Annotated in this window: 11 protein-coding genes, 4 tRNA genes, 2 rRNA genes and 2 pseudogenes; 11 read left to right on the top strand and 8 right to left on the bottom strand. The window is 59.5% G+C overall.

Annotated elements, in window-relative coordinates:
* Positions 1-205: 205 nt before the first annotated feature.
* The 4 genes from AACG97_RS18335 (at position 206) to AACG97_RS18320 (ending at position 5,997) form a co-directional block, all read left to right on the top strand.
* A 23S ribosomal RNA gene (locus AACG97_RS18335) occupies positions 206-3,098 on the top strand.
* Between the two features lie 134 nt (positions 3,099-3,232).
* Positions 3,233-3,348, top strand: a 5S ribosomal RNA gene (gene rrf, locus AACG97_RS18330).
* A 214-nt stretch (positions 3,349-3,562) separates the two neighbouring features.
* Positions 3,563-5,371, top strand: coding sequence for an ABC transporter ATP-binding protein/permease (locus AACG97_RS18325; protein ID WP_115294388.1), 1,809 nt, complete (start codon positions 3,563-3,565; stop codon positions 5,369-5,371).
* A 65-nt stretch (positions 5,372-5,436) separates the two neighbouring features.
* Complete coding sequence (locus AACG97_RS18320) at positions 5,437-5,997, top strand: histidine phosphatase family protein (protein ID WP_009682649.1); 561 nt, start codon at positions 5,437-5,439, stop codon at positions 5,995-5,997.
* Here the strand turns inward: AACG97_RS18320 and AACG97_RS18315 are convergent.
* The 4 genes and pseudogenes from AACG97_RS18315 to AACG97_RS18305 all read right to left on the bottom strand — a co-directional run bounded on the left by AACG97_RS18315 (position 5,979) and on the right by AACG97_RS18305 (position 9,804).
* Complete coding sequence (locus AACG97_RS18315; protein ID WP_009682648.1) at positions 5,979-6,764, bottom strand: sulfite exporter TauE/SafE family protein; 786 nt, start codon at positions 6,762-6,764, stop codon at positions 5,979-5,981. The genes AACG97_RS18320 and AACG97_RS18315 overlap by 19 nt on opposite strands.
* 132 nt (positions 6,765-6,896) lie before the next feature.
* A pseudogene (mcpA, locus tag AACG97_RS28100) lies at positions 6,897-7,493 on the bottom strand (methyl-accepting chemotaxis protein McpA); the annotation flags it as partial.
* A gap of 258 nt (positions 7,494-7,751) precedes the next feature.
* Positions 7,752-8,783: pseudogene (gene mcpA, locus AACG97_RS28095) on the bottom strand (methyl-accepting chemotaxis protein McpA); the annotation flags it as partial.
* A 142-nt stretch (positions 8,784-8,925) separates the two neighbouring features.
* The gene (locus tag AACG97_RS18305) at positions 8,926-9,804 is read right to left on the bottom strand and encodes a LysR family transcriptional regulator (protein ID WP_009682646.1); all 879 of its coding nucleotides are present in this window, start codon (positions 9,802-9,804) and stop codon (positions 8,926-8,928) included.
* Between the two features lie 101 nt (positions 9,805-9,905).
* Between AACG97_RS18305 and AACG97_RS18300 the strand changes: the two genes are divergently transcribed.
* The gene (locus AACG97_RS18300; RefSeq protein WP_197885356.1) at positions 9,906-10,334 is read left to right on the top strand and encodes a PACE efflux transporter; all 429 of its coding nucleotides are present in this window, start codon (positions 9,906-9,908) and stop codon (positions 10,332-10,334) included.
* A gap of 86 nt (positions 10,335-10,420) precedes the next feature.
* Here the strand turns inward: AACG97_RS18300 and AACG97_RS18295 are convergent, their stop codons facing one another.
* The 4 genes from AACG97_RS18295 to folD all read right to left on the bottom strand — a co-directional run bounded on the left by AACG97_RS18295 (position 10,421) and on the right by folD (position 14,446).
* Positions 10,421-11,089, bottom strand: a complete 669-nt coding sequence (locus AACG97_RS18295) for a GntR family transcriptional regulator (RefSeq protein ID WP_064314576.1) — start codon at positions 11,087-11,089, stop codon at positions 10,421-10,423.
* 16 nt (positions 11,090-11,105) lie between these two features.
* The gene (locus AACG97_RS18290; RefSeq protein WP_009682643.1) at positions 11,106-11,810 is read right to left on the bottom strand and encodes a FadR/GntR family transcriptional regulator; all 705 of its coding nucleotides are present in this window, start codon (positions 11,808-11,810) and stop codon (positions 11,106-11,108) included.
* Positions 11,811-11,854: 44 nt separating this feature from the next.
* The gene (locus tag AACG97_RS18285) at positions 11,855-13,165 is read right to left on the bottom strand and encodes a C4-dicarboxylate transporter DctA (RefSeq protein WP_009682642.1); all 1,311 of its coding nucleotides are present in this window, start codon (positions 13,163-13,165) and stop codon (positions 11,855-11,857) included.
* Between the two features lie 426 nt (positions 13,166-13,591).
* Positions 13,592-14,446, bottom strand: a complete 855-nt coding sequence (folD, locus tag AACG97_RS18280) for a bifunctional methylenetetrahydrofolate dehydrogenase/methenyltetrahydrofolate cyclohydrolase FolD (RefSeq protein ID WP_009682641.1) — start codon at positions 14,444-14,446, stop codon at positions 13,592-13,594.
* A 270-nt stretch (positions 14,447-14,716) separates the two neighbouring features.
* Here folD and AACG97_RS18275 point away from each other — a divergent pair.
* The 6 genes from AACG97_RS18275 (at position 14,717) to tig (ending at position 17,215) form a co-directional block, all read left to right on the top strand.
* Positions 14,717-14,793: transfer RNA gene (locus AACG97_RS18275), tRNA-Arg, on the top strand.
* Between the two features lie 41 nt (positions 14,794-14,834).
* A tRNA-His gene (locus AACG97_RS18270) sits at positions 14,835-14,910 on the top strand.
* A 51-nt stretch (positions 14,911-14,961) separates the two neighbouring features.
* Positions 14,962-15,046 (top strand) — tRNA-Leu (locus AACG97_RS18265).
* 36 nt (positions 15,047-15,082) lie between these two features.
* A tRNA-His gene (locus AACG97_RS18260) sits at positions 15,083-15,158 on the top strand.
* 196 nt (positions 15,159-15,354) lie between these two features.
* Positions 15,355-15,654, top strand: coding sequence for a DUF6388 family protein (locus AACG97_RS18255; protein ID WP_232555124.1), 300 nt, complete (start codon positions 15,355-15,357; stop codon positions 15,652-15,654).
* Positions 15,655-15,901: 247 nt separating this feature from the next.
* Positions 15,902-17,215 carry a trigger factor gene (gene tig / locus AACG97_RS18250; protein WP_029884960.1) on the top strand — a complete coding sequence of 438 codons (1,314 nt, stop codon included), beginning with the start codon at positions 15,902-15,904 and terminating at the stop codon, positions 17,213-17,215.
* Positions 17,216-17,257: the final 42 nt, after the last annotated feature.

Genomic DNA, 17,257 nt, shown 5'->3' with positions numbered 1-17,257 from the left:
CATTCGTCGATGAATGTTGATTTCTGACTTTTGTCAGATCGTTCTTTAAAAATTCGGATATGTGATAGATATAGACTGACATGCACTTTCACTGGTGTGTGATCAGGCTAAGGTAAAATTTGTGAGTTCTGCTCTTAATTGAGCGAAATGCGAATTTTCGGCGAATGTCGTCTTCACAGTATAACCAGATTGCTTGGGGTTATATGGTCAAGTGAAGAAGCGCATACGGTGGATGCCTTGGCAGTCAGAGGCGATGAAAGACGTGGTAGCCTGCGATAAGCTTTGGGGAGTCGGCAAACAGACTGTGATCCAGAGATCTCTGAATGGGGGAACCCACTCAGCACAAGCTGAGTATCTTGTACTGAATACATAGGTGCAAGAGGCGAACCAGGGGAACTGAAACATCTAAGTACCCTGAGGAAAAGAAATCAACCGAGATTCCCTTAGTAGTGGCGAGCGAACGGGGACCAGCCCTTAAGTTGATTTGAGATTAGTGGAACGCTCTGGAAAGTGCGGCCATAGTGGGTGATAGCCCCGTACACGAAAATCTCTTATCAATGAAGAGTAGGACGGAGCACGAGAAACTTTGTCTGAATATGGGGGGACCATCCTCCAAGGCTAAATACTCCTGACTGACCGATAGTGAACCAGTACCGTGAGGGAAAGGCGAAAAGAACCCCGGCGAGGGGAGTGAAAAAGAACCTGAAACCGTGTACGTACAAGCAGTGGGAGCACCTTCGGGTGTGACTGCGTACCTTTTGTATAATGGGTCAGCGACTTATATTCTGTAGCAAGGTTAACCGTATAGGGGAGCCGCAGGGAAACCGAGTCTTAACTGGGCGTTAAGTTGCAGGGTATAGACCCGAAACCCGGTGATCTAGCCATGGGCAGGTTGAAGGTTGGGTAACACTAACTGGAGGACCGAACCGACTAATGTTGAAAAATTAGCGGATGACTTGTGGCTGGGGGTGAAAGGCCAATCAAACCGGGAGATAGCTGGTTCTCCCCGAAAGCTATTTAGGTAGCGCCTCGTGAACTCATCTTCGGGGGTAGAGCACTGTTTCGGCTAGGGGGTCATCCCGACTTACCAACCCGATGCAAACTACGAATACCGAAGAATGTTATCACGGGAGACACACGGCGGGTGCTAACGTCCGTCGTGAAGAGGGAAACAACCCAGACCGCCAGCTAAGGTCCCAAAGTCATGGTTAAGTGGGAAACGATGTGGGAAGGCACAGACAGCCAGGATGTTGGCTTAGAAGCAGCCATCATTTAAAGAAAGCGTAATAGCTCACTGGTCGAGTCGGCCTGCGCGGAAGATGTAACGGGGCTAAACCATGCACCGAAGCTGCGGCAGCGACGCTTATGCGTTGTTGGGTAGGGGAGCGTTCTGTAAGCCTGCGAAGGTGGCCTGTGAGGGCTGCTGGAGGTATCAGAAGTGCGAATGCTGACATAAGTAACGATAAAGCGGGTGAAAAGCCCGCTCGCCGGAAGACCAAGGGTTCCTGTCCAACGTTAATCGGGGCAGGGTGAGTCGACCCCTAAGGCGAGGCCGAAAGGCGTAGTCGATGGGAAACAGGTTAATATTCCTGTACTTGGTGTTACTGCGAAGGGGGGACGGAGAAGGTTAGGCCAGCCTGGCGTTGGTTGTCCAGGTTTAAGGTGGTAGGCTGAAATCTTAGGCAAATCCGGGATTTCAAGGCCGAGAGCTGATGACGAGTTGCCTTTAGGCGACGAAGTGGTTGATACCATGCTTCCAGGAAAAGCCTCTAAGCATCAGGTAACATTAAATCGTACCCCAAACCGACACAGGTGGTCAGGTAGAGAATACCAAGGCGCTTGAGAGAACTCGGGTGAAGGAACTAGGCAAAATGGTGCCGTAACTTCGGGAGAAGGCACGCTGGTGTGTAGGTGAAGTCCCTGCGGACGGAGCTGAGACCAGTCGAAGATACCAGCTGGCTGCAACTGTTTATTAAAAACACAGCACTGTGCAAACACGAAAGTGGACGTATACGGTGTGACGCCTGCCCGGTGCCGGAAGGTTAATTGATGGGGTTATCCGTAAGGAGAAGCTCTTGATCGAAGCCCCGGTAAACGGCGGCCGTAACTATAACGGTCCTAAGGTAGCGAAATTCCTTGTCGGGTAAGTTCCGACCTGCACGAATGGCGTAATGATGGCCAGGCTGTCTCCACCCGAGACTCAGTGAAATTGAACTCGCTGTGAAGATGCAGTGTACCCGCGGCAAGACGGAAAGACCCCGTGAACCTTTACTATAGCTTGACACTGAACATTGAGCCTTGATGTGTAGGATAGGTGGGAGGCTTTGAAGCGTGGACGCCAGTCTGCGTGGAGCCAACCTTGAAATACCACCCTTTAATGTTTGATGTTCTAACGTAGGCCCCTTATCGGGGTTGCGGACAGTGTCTGGTGGGTAGTTTGACTGGGGCGGTCTCCTCCCAAAGAGTAACGGAGGAGCACGAAGGTTAGCTAATCCTGGTCGGACATCAGGAGGTTAGTGCAATGGCATAAGCTAGCTTGACTGCGAGCGTGACGGCGCGAGCAGGTGCGAAAGCAGGTCATAGTGATCCGGTGGTTCTGAATGGAAGGGCCATCGCTCAACGGATAAAAGGTACTCCGGGGATAACAGGCTGATACCGCCCAAGAGTTCATATCGACGGCGGTGTTTGGCACCTCGATGTCGGCTCATCACATCCTGGGGCTGAAGTAGGTCCCAAGGGTATGGCTGTTCGCCATTTAAAGTGGTACGCGAGCTGGGTTTAGAACGTCGTGAGACAGTTCGGTCCCTATCTGCCGTGGGCGCTGGAGAATTGAGGGGGGCTGCTCCTAGTACGAGAGGACCGGAGTGGACGCATCACTGGTGTTCGGGTTGTCATGCCAATGGCACTGCCCGGTAGCTAAATGCGGAAGAGATAAGTGCTGAAAGCATCTAAGCACGAAACTTGCCCCGAGATGAGTTCTCCCTGAGACTTTAAGTCTCCTGAAGGAACGTTGAAGACGACGACGTTGATAGGTTGGGTGTGTAAGCGCTGTGAGGCGTTGAGCTAACCAATACTAATTGCCCGTGAGGCTTGACCATATAACACCCAAGCAATTTGCTGACGCAGATTGCGGTGGTGAAGATGACATGAACCGAAAGTTCGCAAGGCATCACAAACATCACATATCCGAATTCGCTGGGCTGTCCATCTGGACATCCTGGCTACAGAATTTCTTGACGACCATAGAGCATTGGAACCACCTGATCCCATCCCGAACTCAGTAGTGAAACGATGCATCGCCGATGGTAGTGTGGGGTTTCCCCATGTGAGAGTAGGTCATCGTCAAGATTCATTTCGCAAAACCCCTATCTGCACATGCAGGTAGGGGTTTTGTCTTTATGGGCCAAAAATAATCCCCGGCACCATCACTGTGGGAGCGGGCGTGCCCGCGAACACGGGCGCAGCCCGTGCCAGCCAGCTTTCATGAAATGTACGTCATGTATGCCTGAAGCGTTATAGGGCAGTGCTACGCTCGCGGAAATACTCAGCACGGACATTCACCATGGACATGAACTGGCACCAGGCCTTGCAAGAGAGCCTGAATTGGCTGGCAATCGCCTCGTTCATCACCTTTGTCGGCTTCACTGCCGCCGCTATTCTGGCCGTACGCTACACCCGCTGGGGCAGCCAGTTCTGGCAACTTGCGGGGCCTTATTTCAGTTACAAACGCAGTTGGCGGCCACTGCTGGTGTTTGCGTTGCTGCTGGTGCTGACGTTGTTTTCCGTACGCCTCAATGTGCTGTTCTCGTTCTGGTACAACGGGTTTTACAGCGCTTTGCAGGGGCTGGACCAAGGGGCATTCTGGTACCTGCTCGGGGTCTTCGCCGTGCTGGCCAGCATCCATGTGCTGCGCTCGCTGTGCTCTTTCTATGTGAACCAGGCCTTCAGCATCACCTGGCGGGTATGGTTGACCGAGCGCCTGACCCGTGACTGGATGCACGGTGATGCTTACTACCGTGGACAATTTCTTGCTGAACCGATCGACAACCCCGACCAGCGTATCGAGCTGGACGTAAACGCCTTCGTCAGCAACTCCCTGTCCTTGGCCTTGGGGGCAGTCAGTGCGCTGGTGTCCCTGGTGGCGTTCACCGGGATCCTCTGGGGGTTGTCAGCGCCGTTGGCCGTGGCCGGTGTTGAAATTCCCAGGGCGATGGTGTTTGCCGTGTACCTGTATGTGGTCGTCGCCACCTGGATCGCCTTCCGCCTGGGCCAGCCTTTGATTCGCCTGAACTTCCTCAACGAAAAGCTCACCGCCAACTTCCGCTATGCGCTGATGCGCCTGCGTGAGAATGCCGAGAATGTCGCTTTCTACCAAGGTGCCGAGGTTGAGCGGGGCACCTTGCTGGGGCGCTTCGCGGCACTGATCGTGAATGCCTGGGCGCTGGTATTCCGAAACCTCAAGTTCAGTGGTTTCAACCTGGGGGTCAGCCAGGTGGCAGTCGTGTTCCCGTTCATTCTGCAGGCACCGCGCTTCTTCAGCGGGGCAATCAAGCTGGGTGACGTCATGCAAACGTCTCAGGCATTTGGGCAGGTGCAGGATGCACTGTCGTTCTTTCGTGAATCGTACGATGCATTCGCGCAGTACCGGGCTACGCTGGACCGTCTGACCGGTTTTCTCGATGCCAACGCGCAGGCAAGGGTATTGCCGCGGGTACTCACCGCGGAGCAGGCCCATGCGCTGCAGATTGCCGACCTGAAAGTGCTGCGCCCGGATGGACACGCCCTGATCACTGATCTGAACCTGAGCCTGCAAGCTGGCCAGGCGCTGTTGATCAAGGGGCCTTCAGGCAGCGGCAAGACTACCCTGCTACGCGCCCTGGCCGGCCTGTGGCCCTATGCCGAAGGGGAGGTGCGGCGCCCACTGGGCCATCAGGCGCTGTTCCTGTCGCAGCGTCCCTATTTGCCTTTGGGGGACCTGCGCACGGTCATTGCCTACCCGGCGGTGGGGCAGCCCGAGGATCAGGCGCGTATGCAGCAGGTACTGCACCAGGTCAATCTTGGGCACCTGGCCGAGCGCCTGGAGGTCAGCTGCGATTGGGCGCATATTCTGTCGGTGGGCGAGCAGCAGCGCCTGGCTTTTGCCCGGGTTCTGTTCAACCGGCCGCAGGTGGTGTTTCTTGATGAGTCCACCTCAGCGATGGATGAGGGGCTCGAGCATGCCCTTTATGCGCTGCTGCGCTCGGAAATGCCTGGTGCACTGTTGCTCAGTGTCGGGCACCGAAGCACCCTGGCAGGTTTTCATACTCACCGGCTGGAGGTGGATGGGCGTGGCGGTTGGTCATTGGTGGCGCAGGCGCCTGCGCTGGCATAGTGTTCAGCATGCCTGCCTCGCAGCATGCCAAACACTGTGCACCAGCCCGCCACCCGAGGCACTTGATGAAAGCTACCCGTTTGACCCTTTTTTGCCATGCCCTGACTCAGGCCCAGAAGACTGGGCGCCTGCACTGCGCTGATGACGGCATCCTGCCGCTTTCGCAACCGCCGGCGCCTCTCCTGCCAGCGGTGCAGTTGCTGACGGCGCCAGAGCGGCGCGCCTGCGAAACAGCGGCGTGGTTGTCGAGCACGGTGCATGTCGAGCCCGCCTTGGCCGATTGCGACCTCGGGCATTGGCAGGGCATGGCGCTGAAGCAGTTGCAGGCCGAGCAGCCAGAAGCGTTGGCCGATTGGTTACGGGAGCCAGCCAGTAACGTGCATGGCGGGGAGTCGTTCGCTGCGCTGTGCCAGCGGATGGCCGCCTGGCTGGCGGCTTTCGACAGGCCGGGTGAATGGCTGGCGGTCACCCATCCGCAGGTCATACGTGCTGTGCTGGTGCAGGTACTGGGCTGCCCGATGAGTGCCGGGCAGCGTATCGATGTGTTGCCGCTGTCACGTCTGGAACTGAGCCATACCGGGCAGTGGCGGCTGCGCCTGGGTGAGGTTCAGAACGCCAGCTTGTAGCCGATCAACAACAGCATGGCGGCCAGGCACGGACGCAGCACGCGGTCGGAGATCCGCCCGGTGAGGTGGCTGCCCAGGTAGATGCCCGGCAGAGAACCCAGCAGCAGGTAGCCCAGTAACGACCAGTCCATATTGCCCATGCCGGCATGGCCAAGGCCTGCCACCAGCGTTAGCGGCACGGCATGGGCGATTTCCGTACCGACCAGGCGACGGGTGACCAGAAACGGGTACAGCAGGAATAACGCCACGGTACCCAGGGCGCCGGCGCCGATGGAGGTCAGGGTCACCATCACCCCCAGCACCACGCCGGTCAGCACGGTGAGGGTATTCAGGGTACCTGCGCTGAGGTGGTAGTGATCGCCGGCATGGTGGCTGGCGAAAGCCTGCAGCCGCGATTTGAACAGAATGGCCAGCGCGGTGAGGATCAACACCACCGCCAGGCCTTGCTTGATGATGGCATTGAGCGCCGATGTGTCGGTATGCAGGGTGCTCAGGAACCACAGGGTCAATGCGGCCGCAGGCACGCTGCCGAGGCTGAGCAGGCCGGTGATCTTCCAGTCGATGTTCTTGTTACGTGCATGCACCCAGACGCCACTGGCCTTGGTGATGGCGGCATAGAGCAGATCGGTGCCGACGGCCGTCGCCGGGTTGATACCGAACCACAACAGGATCGGGGTCATCAGCGAACCGCCACCGACGCCGGTCATGCCGACGATGAAACCCACGACCAGTCCCGCAATGGTGAAACCAAAAGAACCTACATCCATACGCTACTCGACCGCCCAACATTGCCCGTTATCGGATGCAGCCAGCATATAGATTTTTTTATAGCCAAATAGACTTGTTCGTTATTAGGTTATAACCGCGTAAAGATGGGGGCGCTGGGCGCCCCCGGGTTCTCAGATCCGGAAACTCCCCACCAATTGCTTCAACCGGCCGGCCTGCTGCGCCAGTTGATCGCAGTGGCGCAGGGTTTCGTTAAGGTTCTCTACCCCTTGCTGGTTCAGCGCATTGATTTGGGTAATGTCCAGATTGAGGCTTTCGACCACGGCGGTCTGCTCTTCGGTAGCGGTGGCCACCGACTGGTTCATGCCGTCGATCTCGCCAATACGCTGGGTGACGCTAGCCAGCCGCTCACCGGCCTGGTTGGCCACTTGCACGGTTTGCTCGCTGGACACCTGGCTGGTGTTCATGGTGTGCACCGCTTCGCGGGAACCGACTTGCAGGCTGGTGATCATGCGGTGGATTTCTTCTGCCGATTCCTGGGTCCGGTGGGCCAGGTTGCGCACCTCGTCGGCCACCACGGCAAAGCCTCTACCCGCTTCGCCCGCGCGTGCCGCCTCGATCGCAGCGTTCAGTGCCAGCAAGTTGGTCTGCTGCGAGATGCCTTTTATCACGTCCAGAATCTTGCCGATTTCATCAGTGCTGGCATTGAGCGTTTCAATCTGTGCGCACGATTCGCTGATGCGCTGCGACAGCGCAGTCATGGCGTTGATCGCTTCTTCCACCACTTCCCGGCCACCGTGGGCCTGCTCGCTGGCACCACTGGCATGCTGCGAGGCATCTGCGGCGTTGCGCGCGATTTCCTGGGTCGCGGCGCCCAGCTCGTTGATGGCTGCGGCCACGCTGTTGGTGCGCATGCTCTGCTCTTCGGAGCCACTGATCGACGCATTCGACGCGCTGACCACTTTCTCCGACAGGTCATGCACCAGGCGGGTGGCCGACGACACTTCGCTGATCGAGGCGTGAATGCGTTCGACAAAGCGGTTGAACGACGTTGCCAGTTCGCCGAATTCGTCCTGGTTCTGCACCACCAGACGGCGGGTCAGGTCGCCTTCTCCCTCGGCGATATCGCGCATGGCGCGGCCCATGGTGGTCAGCGGGCGCATCAGTAGTGGAATCAGCAGGCCCAGCAGGCCGGCAATGGCCGCCACGGCAATCAGCATGGCGATGATGGCCGATGTGCGGAACTGGCTGAGTGCGGCGTAGGCCTTGTCCTTGTCGATCGACAAGCCGATGTACCACTGGGCCGAAGGCAGCCCGGCGACCGGCGCGAACGAAATGATCCGGTCCTGACCGTTCAGGGTGACATCCTGCATGCCGGCGGCAACGCGCAGGTCGCTGCCGGGGTAGATGTCCTTCAGGTTTTTCATGACCTGGTCTTTGTTCGGGCTGACGATCACCTGGCCATTGGCATCGGCGAGGAAGGCGTGGCCGAGACCACCGAAATCCACCGAGTTGATGATCTCCACCAGGGTATCGAGGGTCAGGTCACCGCCAACCACACCGATCATTTCCCCCGTGGCCTTGCTTTTCACCGGGGTGGCGATAGTGACCATCAGGCCGCCGACCGCACCCTGGTACGGTGGCGTCAGCACCGTTTGCCCGGCATTGGCCGCCGCTGCATACCAGGGCCGTTGCCGTGGGTCGTAGCCGGCAGGCATCTGGGCGTCCGGGCGCTGGGTGAACACCCCGTTGGCCTGACCGAGGTAGGTGAACAGGAAGTTGCGGGTGTAGGAGGGTTGCTCGATCAACCCGGCCAGGGTCTCGCCGGCACCCTGCTGGCCGATATCCTGGGCCAGGTTTTCCAGCACCAGGATGCGGCCGCTCATCCAGTTTTGCACGCTGCTGGCGGTCAAGGCCCCGGCCTGCTGCACCGAGGCTTCTATGTTCTGGCGGATAGTGTTGCGTTGCAGGTAGTCGTTATAAAGCGTGAACAGGGCGAATGCCAGGACCACGACGCCGCAGGCACTGAGCAGGATCTTGTGGCGAAATTTCAGGTTCATGTTTCGAGACCTTGAGCCAATGTGGGGAGGACGCAGCGCGCTTATGACGTTCTGCGGGGCCTATCGACCGGGATATCGGCTCGGGGGGTAAAACATTGAAGTACTTACAGTAATTTCTTACAGACCTTTCGACAGACGGCACTCAGCCCTTGGCCAGTTGCTCTATCAGCAACCTCGCCGCTTGCTGCAGTGGCTGTTGTTTGCGCCACAGGATATGCACCGGCAGTTGCAACTCGTTGCGCGTATTACGAAAGGCCAGGCGCACCAAGCGCCCGGTTGCCAGCAGTGGGGCTACCCGAGACAACGGCAGGTCGCCCCAGCCCAGGCCGGCTTCGACCATCTGCAGGGCCAGGTCGAAGCTGTCGGTCGACCAGTGCGTGGCGCCGATCAGCGGGCGTGGATCGGCCAGCGGCAGGTCCCGGCTGCGCACGAGGATCTGGCGCACCCGGGTCAGGTCTTCGAGGTAGTGGATGCGTGCTTCACGCAGCGCCGGGTGGCTAGGGGCGAGGGTGGCTACCAAGGCTTCCATACCGATGTGCTGAAAGCCCCGGCGCGCATCCACCTGCAGGCCAGCGAAGGCCACGCAAAGATCGGCGCGGCCGCTGTCCAGCAAGTGCAGGGCCTCTTCCTGCGGGGCGCTGAGCAAAGCGATATCGAGCAATGGGTGGCGCACACCGAGGTCGGCGATAGCCGCCAGCAACGGGCGGTGATCGATGTCCGGCACCACCGCCAGCGTCAGGCTGCTTTCTAGCCCCTGTGAGAGCTCCAAGGCATGGACTTGCAACAGCCCGAGTTGCTCGGCAATCAGCCTGGCGTGCGGTTCCAGGGCCAAGGCCCGGGCGGTGGGCCGAACTTCGCGGGGCCCGCGTTCGAACAAGCTGTATCCCAGCTCCGCTTCCAGATTGCCAATGGCCATGCTGACCGCCGACGGTACCCGTTTGAGGGCGCGAGCGGCGGCGGAGAACGAGCCGCGGTCGAGCACGGCAAGAAACAGCTGGATGTTGTCGCTGGAAAAGTTCATGGCAGCCTCCTGTCAGCAGATCTGACAGCTGCTGACTTTTGCTGTCAAGCGAGGTGAAGCATTATCGCGCCCTTCGTTATTGGTATTGGAGGGAAATGCAGGTGCAGGGTTTGAAGCGCAAACTGGTGTACGTGACGTGCTATGAGCTGATAGGGCTGAGCATGTCGACCCTCGGGCTGGCTTATCTGTCAGAGACCCAGGCGTCGCATACCGGGCCATTGGCGGTGATGATCACAACCATTGCCATGCTCTGGAACCTGATTTTCAACACGTTGTTCGAGCGCTGGGAAAGCCGCCAGGCCAAGCGCGGCCGCAGCGTGGCGCGACGGGTGGCGCATGCGGTCGGCTTTCAGCTGACCCTGGTGGTGTATCTGATCCCGCTGATTGCTTGGTGGCTGGACATGACACCGGTAGAGGCACTGCTGGTGGACATGGCGTTCATTGTGCTGATCCCTTGCTACACCTTCGCCTACAACTGGGTGTTTGACCGGATCTTCGGCTTACCGACCTCGGCCATGGCCAAGGCTTGACTCGGGCGCTACAGGCCACCGCCTGGTACACCCGCTGCTGGACCGGTGCATGGCCGTCAGGAGCGGGCTTGGCCCTTGCGCGCGGGCTACGCCAGGTCGAGTTTGTCTTCCAGCCGGTCGAGGTGGGTGTGCATCAGCCCCAATGCCGCCTCGGCATCGCCTTGCTCCACGGCATCGATGATCGCCGCGTGTTCTTCCCACGCACAATGTTCGCAGCACGGCGACTCGTAGCGGGCAATGATCAGCGAGGTCATCGGCACCAGGCCGTTGAGAAACCGTGCCAGGGGTGCATTGGCCGCCACTTGCGCCAGTTTGAGGTGGAACTCGCCACCCAGGCGGATCGCCGCGCAACGCTCGCCACTTTCATGGTGCTGGCGCTCACGTTCAACCAACTGGCGCAGTTGACGTATCTGCGCAGGGCGGGCGCGCTGTGCGGCCAGGGTGATCAGGGTGGTCTCCGCCAGCCGCCGGGCACTGAGCACCTGCCGCGCCTGCTCGGGGTCGGGGGCTGCCAGGTGCGCGGTGTGGCTCGGGCGCTGCACCACCACTTGCTGGTCACACAGGCGCCCGAGCACGCGGCGGATCACGGTACGGCTGACCCCAAACGCCTGGCCCAACGCCTGCTCGGGCAGCAGGCTGCCGGGGGGCAGGCGCTGTTCGAGAATGGCGTCGAACAGCCGTGGGTAGATTTGCTCGGCCGACAGGCGGGTTTCGCCGGCCGCGAGCAGGGCAGGCAAGTGGGGGGCGGCGTTCATGGTCGCTCTCCTCAGGTCATGGATGCAGGTGTTCATCCGGGATGTTCAGCGGGATGCCCATGCGCGCGCCCTCGGCCAGGATGTGCTGGCGCATCTGGGCACTGGCCAGGGCACTGTTGCGTTCGCGAATGGCGCGTACTACGGCCTCGTTCTCCTTCAGCCTTGCAGCCAGATGCTCCGGTGAGTTGCGCAGCATGTCGGCGCTCTGTTTAAGGGCGTTGCCGGTCTGCTGCACGACACTCTGGAAGATCGGGTTGGTGGTCAGGGCGAAGAGGGCCTCATGGAAAGCGATATAGGCCCTGACCCCAGCTTCGCTGTCATCGGCCTCCAGCGCTTCGCGCATGTCCATCAGGGTGAGGCGCAACTGGCCAACATCCTGGCTGTTGGCCGATTGTGCCACCAGGCCGACGATGAACGGTTCAAGGGTGTAGCGCAGTTCCAGTACGTCAGCCAGGCTGGCGGCGGCGCTGGTATCCAGCCCCGGTTCCAGGGCGGCAGCTTCGGCATCCAGCACCAGTACACCCTTGCCCGGCAGCGCGCGCACCAGGCCCAGGGTTTCCAGCACGGTTACCGCCTCGCGCAGGCTGGGCCGGCTGATGCCCAGTTGTTCAGCCAGCTCGCGCTGGCCTGGCAGCATGTCGCCGCTGCGCCACTGGCCGCGGGCCAGGGCCTGGCGGAGTTTTTCCACCACTGAATTGACGACGGTCGATGAGCTGATCACGGTTCGCTCCTTGAAGGGCCGGCATCAGTGCCGGCCACGTTCGCTCAGAATTCCTGCTGGTGGGCATTGGGCTGTTTGCGTGGCAACGGGGCAAAGCCGGGTTTGCCTGCCAGTACGTTGTTGGCACGTTCCAGGTCGATGTCCTTTTCCCAGCGGGCAATCGCCACGGTGGCTACACAGTTGCCGATCAGGTTGGTCAGTGCCCGGCCGATGCCCATGAACCAGTCCACCGCAAGTACCAGCACCAGGCCGACAACCGGAATCGCCGGTACGGCAGTCAACGTGGCCGCCAGGATCACCAGCGCCGAGCCAGGGATGCCGTGCGCGCCTTTCGAAGTTACCAGCGACACCAGCAGAATGGTCAGCAGGTCAGTCATCTCCAGCGGTGTGCCGGTGGCGTTGGCGATGAACACGATGGCCAGCGTCAGGTAGATGGAGAAACCGTCCAGGTTGAACGAGTAGCCGGTGGGAATCACCAGCCCCACCGTGGAACTGCCGATGCCCAGGTGTTCCAGCTTGCGCATGATCTGCGGCAGAACGGCGTCGGAAGAGGCGGTGCCCAGCACGATGGTCAGCTCTTCACGCAGGTACTTGATCAGTGGCAACAGTTTCAGGCCCGACAGGCGCATCACGGTACCCAGCACGATCAGCACGAAGCCTGCACAGGTCAGGTAGAACAGCGCTACCAGGCCGCCCAGGTGCTGCAGCGATTCCAGGCCGTATTTGCTGGTGGTGAAGGCGATGGCACCGAATACACCGATCGGGGCCAGGCGCACGATCATGCCCATGATGCGGAAGATCACATGGCTTAGTTCGTTGATCAGCCGCGAAATGCCGGCGGCCGAGTCGCCCACCAGGTTCAATGCGCTGCCGAACAGCACCGAAAACAGCAGCACCTGAAGGATGTTGTTGTCGGCGAAGGCGCCGATCACCGAGGTAGGGATCAGGTCCATGAAGAACGCTGCGGCGCCATGGATGTGTTGACCGCGCTCGGCCAGGCTGCTGGCATCGGCACTGGACAGTTGGTCCAGGTGAATATTGGCGCCGCTGCCGATGCCGCTGCTGAAGGCGAATACCAGGCCGATCACCAACGCCAGGGTGGTCAGCACTTCAAAGTAGATTACCGACTTCAAGCCGATGCGCCCGACCTTTTTCAGGTCGCCGGCGCCCGAGATACCACTGACCACCACGCAGAACACGATCAGGCCGATGAGCATCTTGATCAGCTTGATGAAGCCGTCGCCTAGGGGTTTGAGTTGTAGCGAAAGGTCGGGGAAGCTGAGGCCGCAGGCAATGCCGAGGGCAAGGCCAAGCACGACTTGCAGGAATATCGAACGCGAGCACCATTTGAGCATGGGAGAAGTCTCAGATCGGTGTCCTTGCTTCGGTAGCCGCACGGGGCGAAAGAGCGCAGGACTTAATTATTGTGGTCTTACCGGTTTGTTCAGCGCCAGGCCATAAAAGCGCGAAAAATCGTTCTTTGCAAGGGTTTTTGGCCTTACCGGTCTGACCAGTTATGGGGCGAGTGGGCCTGCCGCGCTCTAGTTCGGTGCGCAGCGGGAAGTTCATGATTGAGCAGGGCGCGTGAGCGAACACGCCCCCGGTGCCGGTGATACCCTTGAACCTGATTCGAGCAGGGCCCGCCCCCTACGGCCAATGCAAGCTACCTGCCAATCCCGCCTTGCGGTCGCCATTTCTTCTCTTTGCATCAAGCCCGGGCCCTCGAGCCGGGCAAAAAAAACGGCACCTGCCAGAGGTGCCGTTTTCGCTAGGTGCGAATTTTACTTGTGCAGCTCTTGCGCCGCGTACAGCGTGTTCTCCAGCAGGCACGCCCGGGTCATTGGCCCAACCCCGCCCGGTACTGGGGTGATCCAGCCGGCGCGGGGCAGGGCAGTCTCGTAGACCACATCGCCGACCAGCTTGCCATCTGCCTGGCGGTTGATGCCCACGTCGATCACGATGGCGCCTTCCTTGATCCACTCACCTTTGACCAGGCCCGGCTTGCCTGCGGCCACCACCACCAGATCGGCGCGGCCTACATGGCCGGCCAAGTCCTTGGTAAAGCGGTGGCAGACAGTCACGGTGCAGCCGGCCAGCAGCAGCTCCATGGCCATTGGGCGGCCAACGATGTTGGAAGCGCCGACGATGACGGCGTTCATGCCGTACAGATCCTGGCCGGTGCTTTCCAGCAGGGTCATGATGCCTTTTGGTGTGCAGGGGCGCAGCAGCGGAATACGCTGGGCCAGGCGGCCGATGTTGTACGGGTGGAAGCCGTCCACGTCCTTGTCAGGGCGAATGCGCTCAAGCAGCAGCGACGCCTCCAGGTGCGCCGGCAGCGGCAACTGCAGCAGAATGCCGTCGACGGCCGGGTCGTCGTTAAGACGGTCGATCAGCTCGGTCAGGGCTTCTTGCGTGGTCTCGGCGGGCAGGTCGAAAGCCTGCGAAATGAAGCCGACCTCTTCGCAGTCCTTGCGCTTGTGCGAGACATAGACTTGGGAGGCGGGGTCGGTGCCGACCAGGATCACCGCCAGGCCCGGCGTACGCAGGCCTTGCTGGCGACGCTCCACGACACGTTGAGCGATCTGCTGGCGCAGGCTGGCGGCGATTGCCTTGCCATCGATTAGGTGTGCAGTCATAGACGCGTGATTAACCATCGAGAAGGAAACAATAAAGAGCGCGCATTCTCGCACGACATGGGCGAAGGGCAAAGGCGGGTGGTCGGGCAAATCCCCTAAGCCCTTAAATAATTTAAATTTTTTTGAAAAAGGTGTTGACGACTTTCGGGGTCGCCTATAAGATTCGCCGCACTTGTCGGGCACAGCCTAGCACTGGTTGGCTAAGTCGGGCAGAATGGGTCGTTTGGCAGTTAGCTGTTAAATACTTGTTCGGTTAGGCTTGAAGCTTAAGCGCCCGTAGCTCAGCTGGATAGAGCATCCGCCTTCTAAGCGGATGGTCGCAGGTTCGAGTCCTGCCGGGTGCGCCATTAGGCAGCTTTGGCAAGCAAGTTGGCTGTAATGCAATATGGTGGGCGTAGCTCAGTTGGTAGAGCGCTGGATTGTGATTCCAGTTGTCGTGGGTTCGATTCCCATCGTCCACCCCATATTTTCGAAGGCGCCTCGATAGCATCTGGCGCCTTTGTTTTAAGCGTTACGCGGACGTGGTGAAATTGGTAGACACACTGGATTTAGGTTCCAGCGGCGCAAGCTGTAAGAGTTCGAGTCTCTTCGTCCGCACCATGTTTTTGTAAGGTTGTACTGTAACACCGCACTATGGTGGGCGTAGCTCAGTTGGTAGAGCGCTGGATTGTGATTCCAGTTGTCGTGGGTTCGATTCCCATCGTCCACCCCATATTTTAAAGAGGCGCCTTGGTCGTGAGATCAGGCGCCTTTTTTGTTTTCATTGCTCCGTCATGCGGGCACTGCACGGTTCAGCACAAAATCTTCGTGATTCCCCCCTTGCAATGCTCTGGTGGCAGCCCAATAAAAGCTGTTAGATTTCAGCCGGTTGAAGCGCCGGCCCCGTTGGCCGGCAGAGGAACAGCCCGATGATTGCAAAAGAAGCCCGTCAGGCCTTGGCGCTGCAGCGATTTGCCGACGCCAACCCGCAGCTGCTCGAGGAGATTCGCGAGCTGGATGCGCGCGAGCAGGCCCAGCAAATCGAGTGGGCGTTCGAAGATGCGGCCCAGGAGCAGGGGCTGCAGTCCTGGGAGCTGGCGCTGCAACTGATCGCCGAAAGCCCGGAACAGTTGCGGGCCATGCGCCTTGAAACGCACCGCGAGGTCGCCGAGGCGCTGGGTCTGGAGTGGGAAGAATACTGTCAGTTCAACGAAATCGACCCTGAATAAAGGCAGCGAATTCGCCACTGGCAGTTGTTTGACAAGTTATTACGGCTGCACTGCGCCATGGGCAGGGTGCCGCTCTTGATGAAGGAGGCCCGGCGGCACGCCGTGCGGGCCTTGAAAGCTAATCGACCGGCGTGGTTTCCCGTCGTCCCGTGTGGGGTGACTTCTGCCGCGCGACTCACTAGAATGCTTGCCCTTGATTCTGGAGTCGGGCTAACGCCGGCTAACGTCTGTGCAACGAGGAATATCCATGCAAGTTTCTGTTGAAAACACTTCCGCTCTCGAGCGCCGCATGACCATCGCCGTTCCGGCCGAGCGCGTCGAGAACGAAGTCAACAAGCGTCTGCAACAGACTGCCAAGCGCGCCAAGGTTGCCGGCTTCCGCCCAGGCAAGGTGCCAATGAGCGTGATCCGTCAGCGCTTCGAAGCCGATGCACGCCAGGAGGCGTTCGGTGATCTGGTCCAGGCTTCCTTCTATGAGGCCATCGTTGAGCAGAAGCTGAACCCTGCTGGTGCCCCATCCGTCGAACCCAAGTCGTTCGAAAAAGGCAAGGACCTGGAGTTCGTCGCCATCTTCGAAGTGTTCCCGGAGTTCACCGTTTCCGGCCTGGAGTCGATCAACGTCGAGCGCCTGAGCGCCGAAGTGGCCGACGCCGATCTGGACAACATGCTGGAAGTGCTGCGCAAGCAGAACACTCGCTTCGAGGCTGTCGAGCGCGCCGCGCAGAACGACGATCAGGTCAACATCGATTTCGTTGGCAAGGTCGACGGTGAAGCGTTCGCCGGTGGCTCTGCCAAAGGCACCCAGCTGGTACTGGGTTCCGGCCGCATGATCCCGGGCTTCGAAGACGGTCTGGTGGGCGCCAAGGCTGGCGAAGAGCGCGTTGTCAACGTGACCTTCCCAGAGGACTACCAGAACCTGGACCTGGCCGGCAAAGCCGCCGAGTTCACCATCACCGTCAACAGCGTTTCGGCCCCTGTGCTGCCTGAGCTGAACGAAGAGTTCTTCGCCCAGTTCGGTATCAAGGAATCGACCCTGGAAGGCTTCCGCGCCGAAGTTCGCAAGAACATGGAGCGTGAGCTGCGCCAGGCAATCAAGACCAAGGTGAAGAACCAGGTCATGGACGGTCTGCTGGCCGCCAACCCGATCGAAGCGCCGAAGGCCCTGCTGGAAAATGAAGTCAACCGTCTGCGCGTCCAGGCTGTTCAGCAGTTCGGTGGCAACATCAAGCCTGACCAGCTGCCTGCCGAGCTGTTCGAAGAACAAGCCAAGCGCCGCGTAGTGCTGGGCCTGATCGTCGCCGAAGTGGTCAAGCAGTTCGAGCTCAAGCCGGACGATGCCAAGGTTCGCGAGATGATCGAAGAAATGGCTTCGGCTTACCAGGAGCCTGAGCAGGTCATCGCTTGGTACTACAAGAACGACCAGCAAATGAACGAAGTGCGTTCGGTTGTGCTGGAAGAACAAGTTGTAGATACTGTTCTGCAGAAAGCTACTGTGACCGACAAGTCGGTCTCGTACGAAGATGCCGTAAAACCAGCCCAGGCACCTGCCGAAGCTGAGTAATACGTTTTCTCTCGTAGGAAAACCCCACAAGCCAGCCTTCGA

The organism is Pseudomonas sp. Nvir (assembly GCF_963778085.1).
Lineage (GTDB): Bacteria > Pseudomonadota > Gammaproteobacteria > Pseudomonadales > Pseudomonadaceae > Aquipseudomonas > Aquipseudomonas juntendi.
The sequence above is the reverse complement of the archived record's forward strand: the minus strand, read 5'-3'. Positions and strand labels throughout refer to the sequence as shown.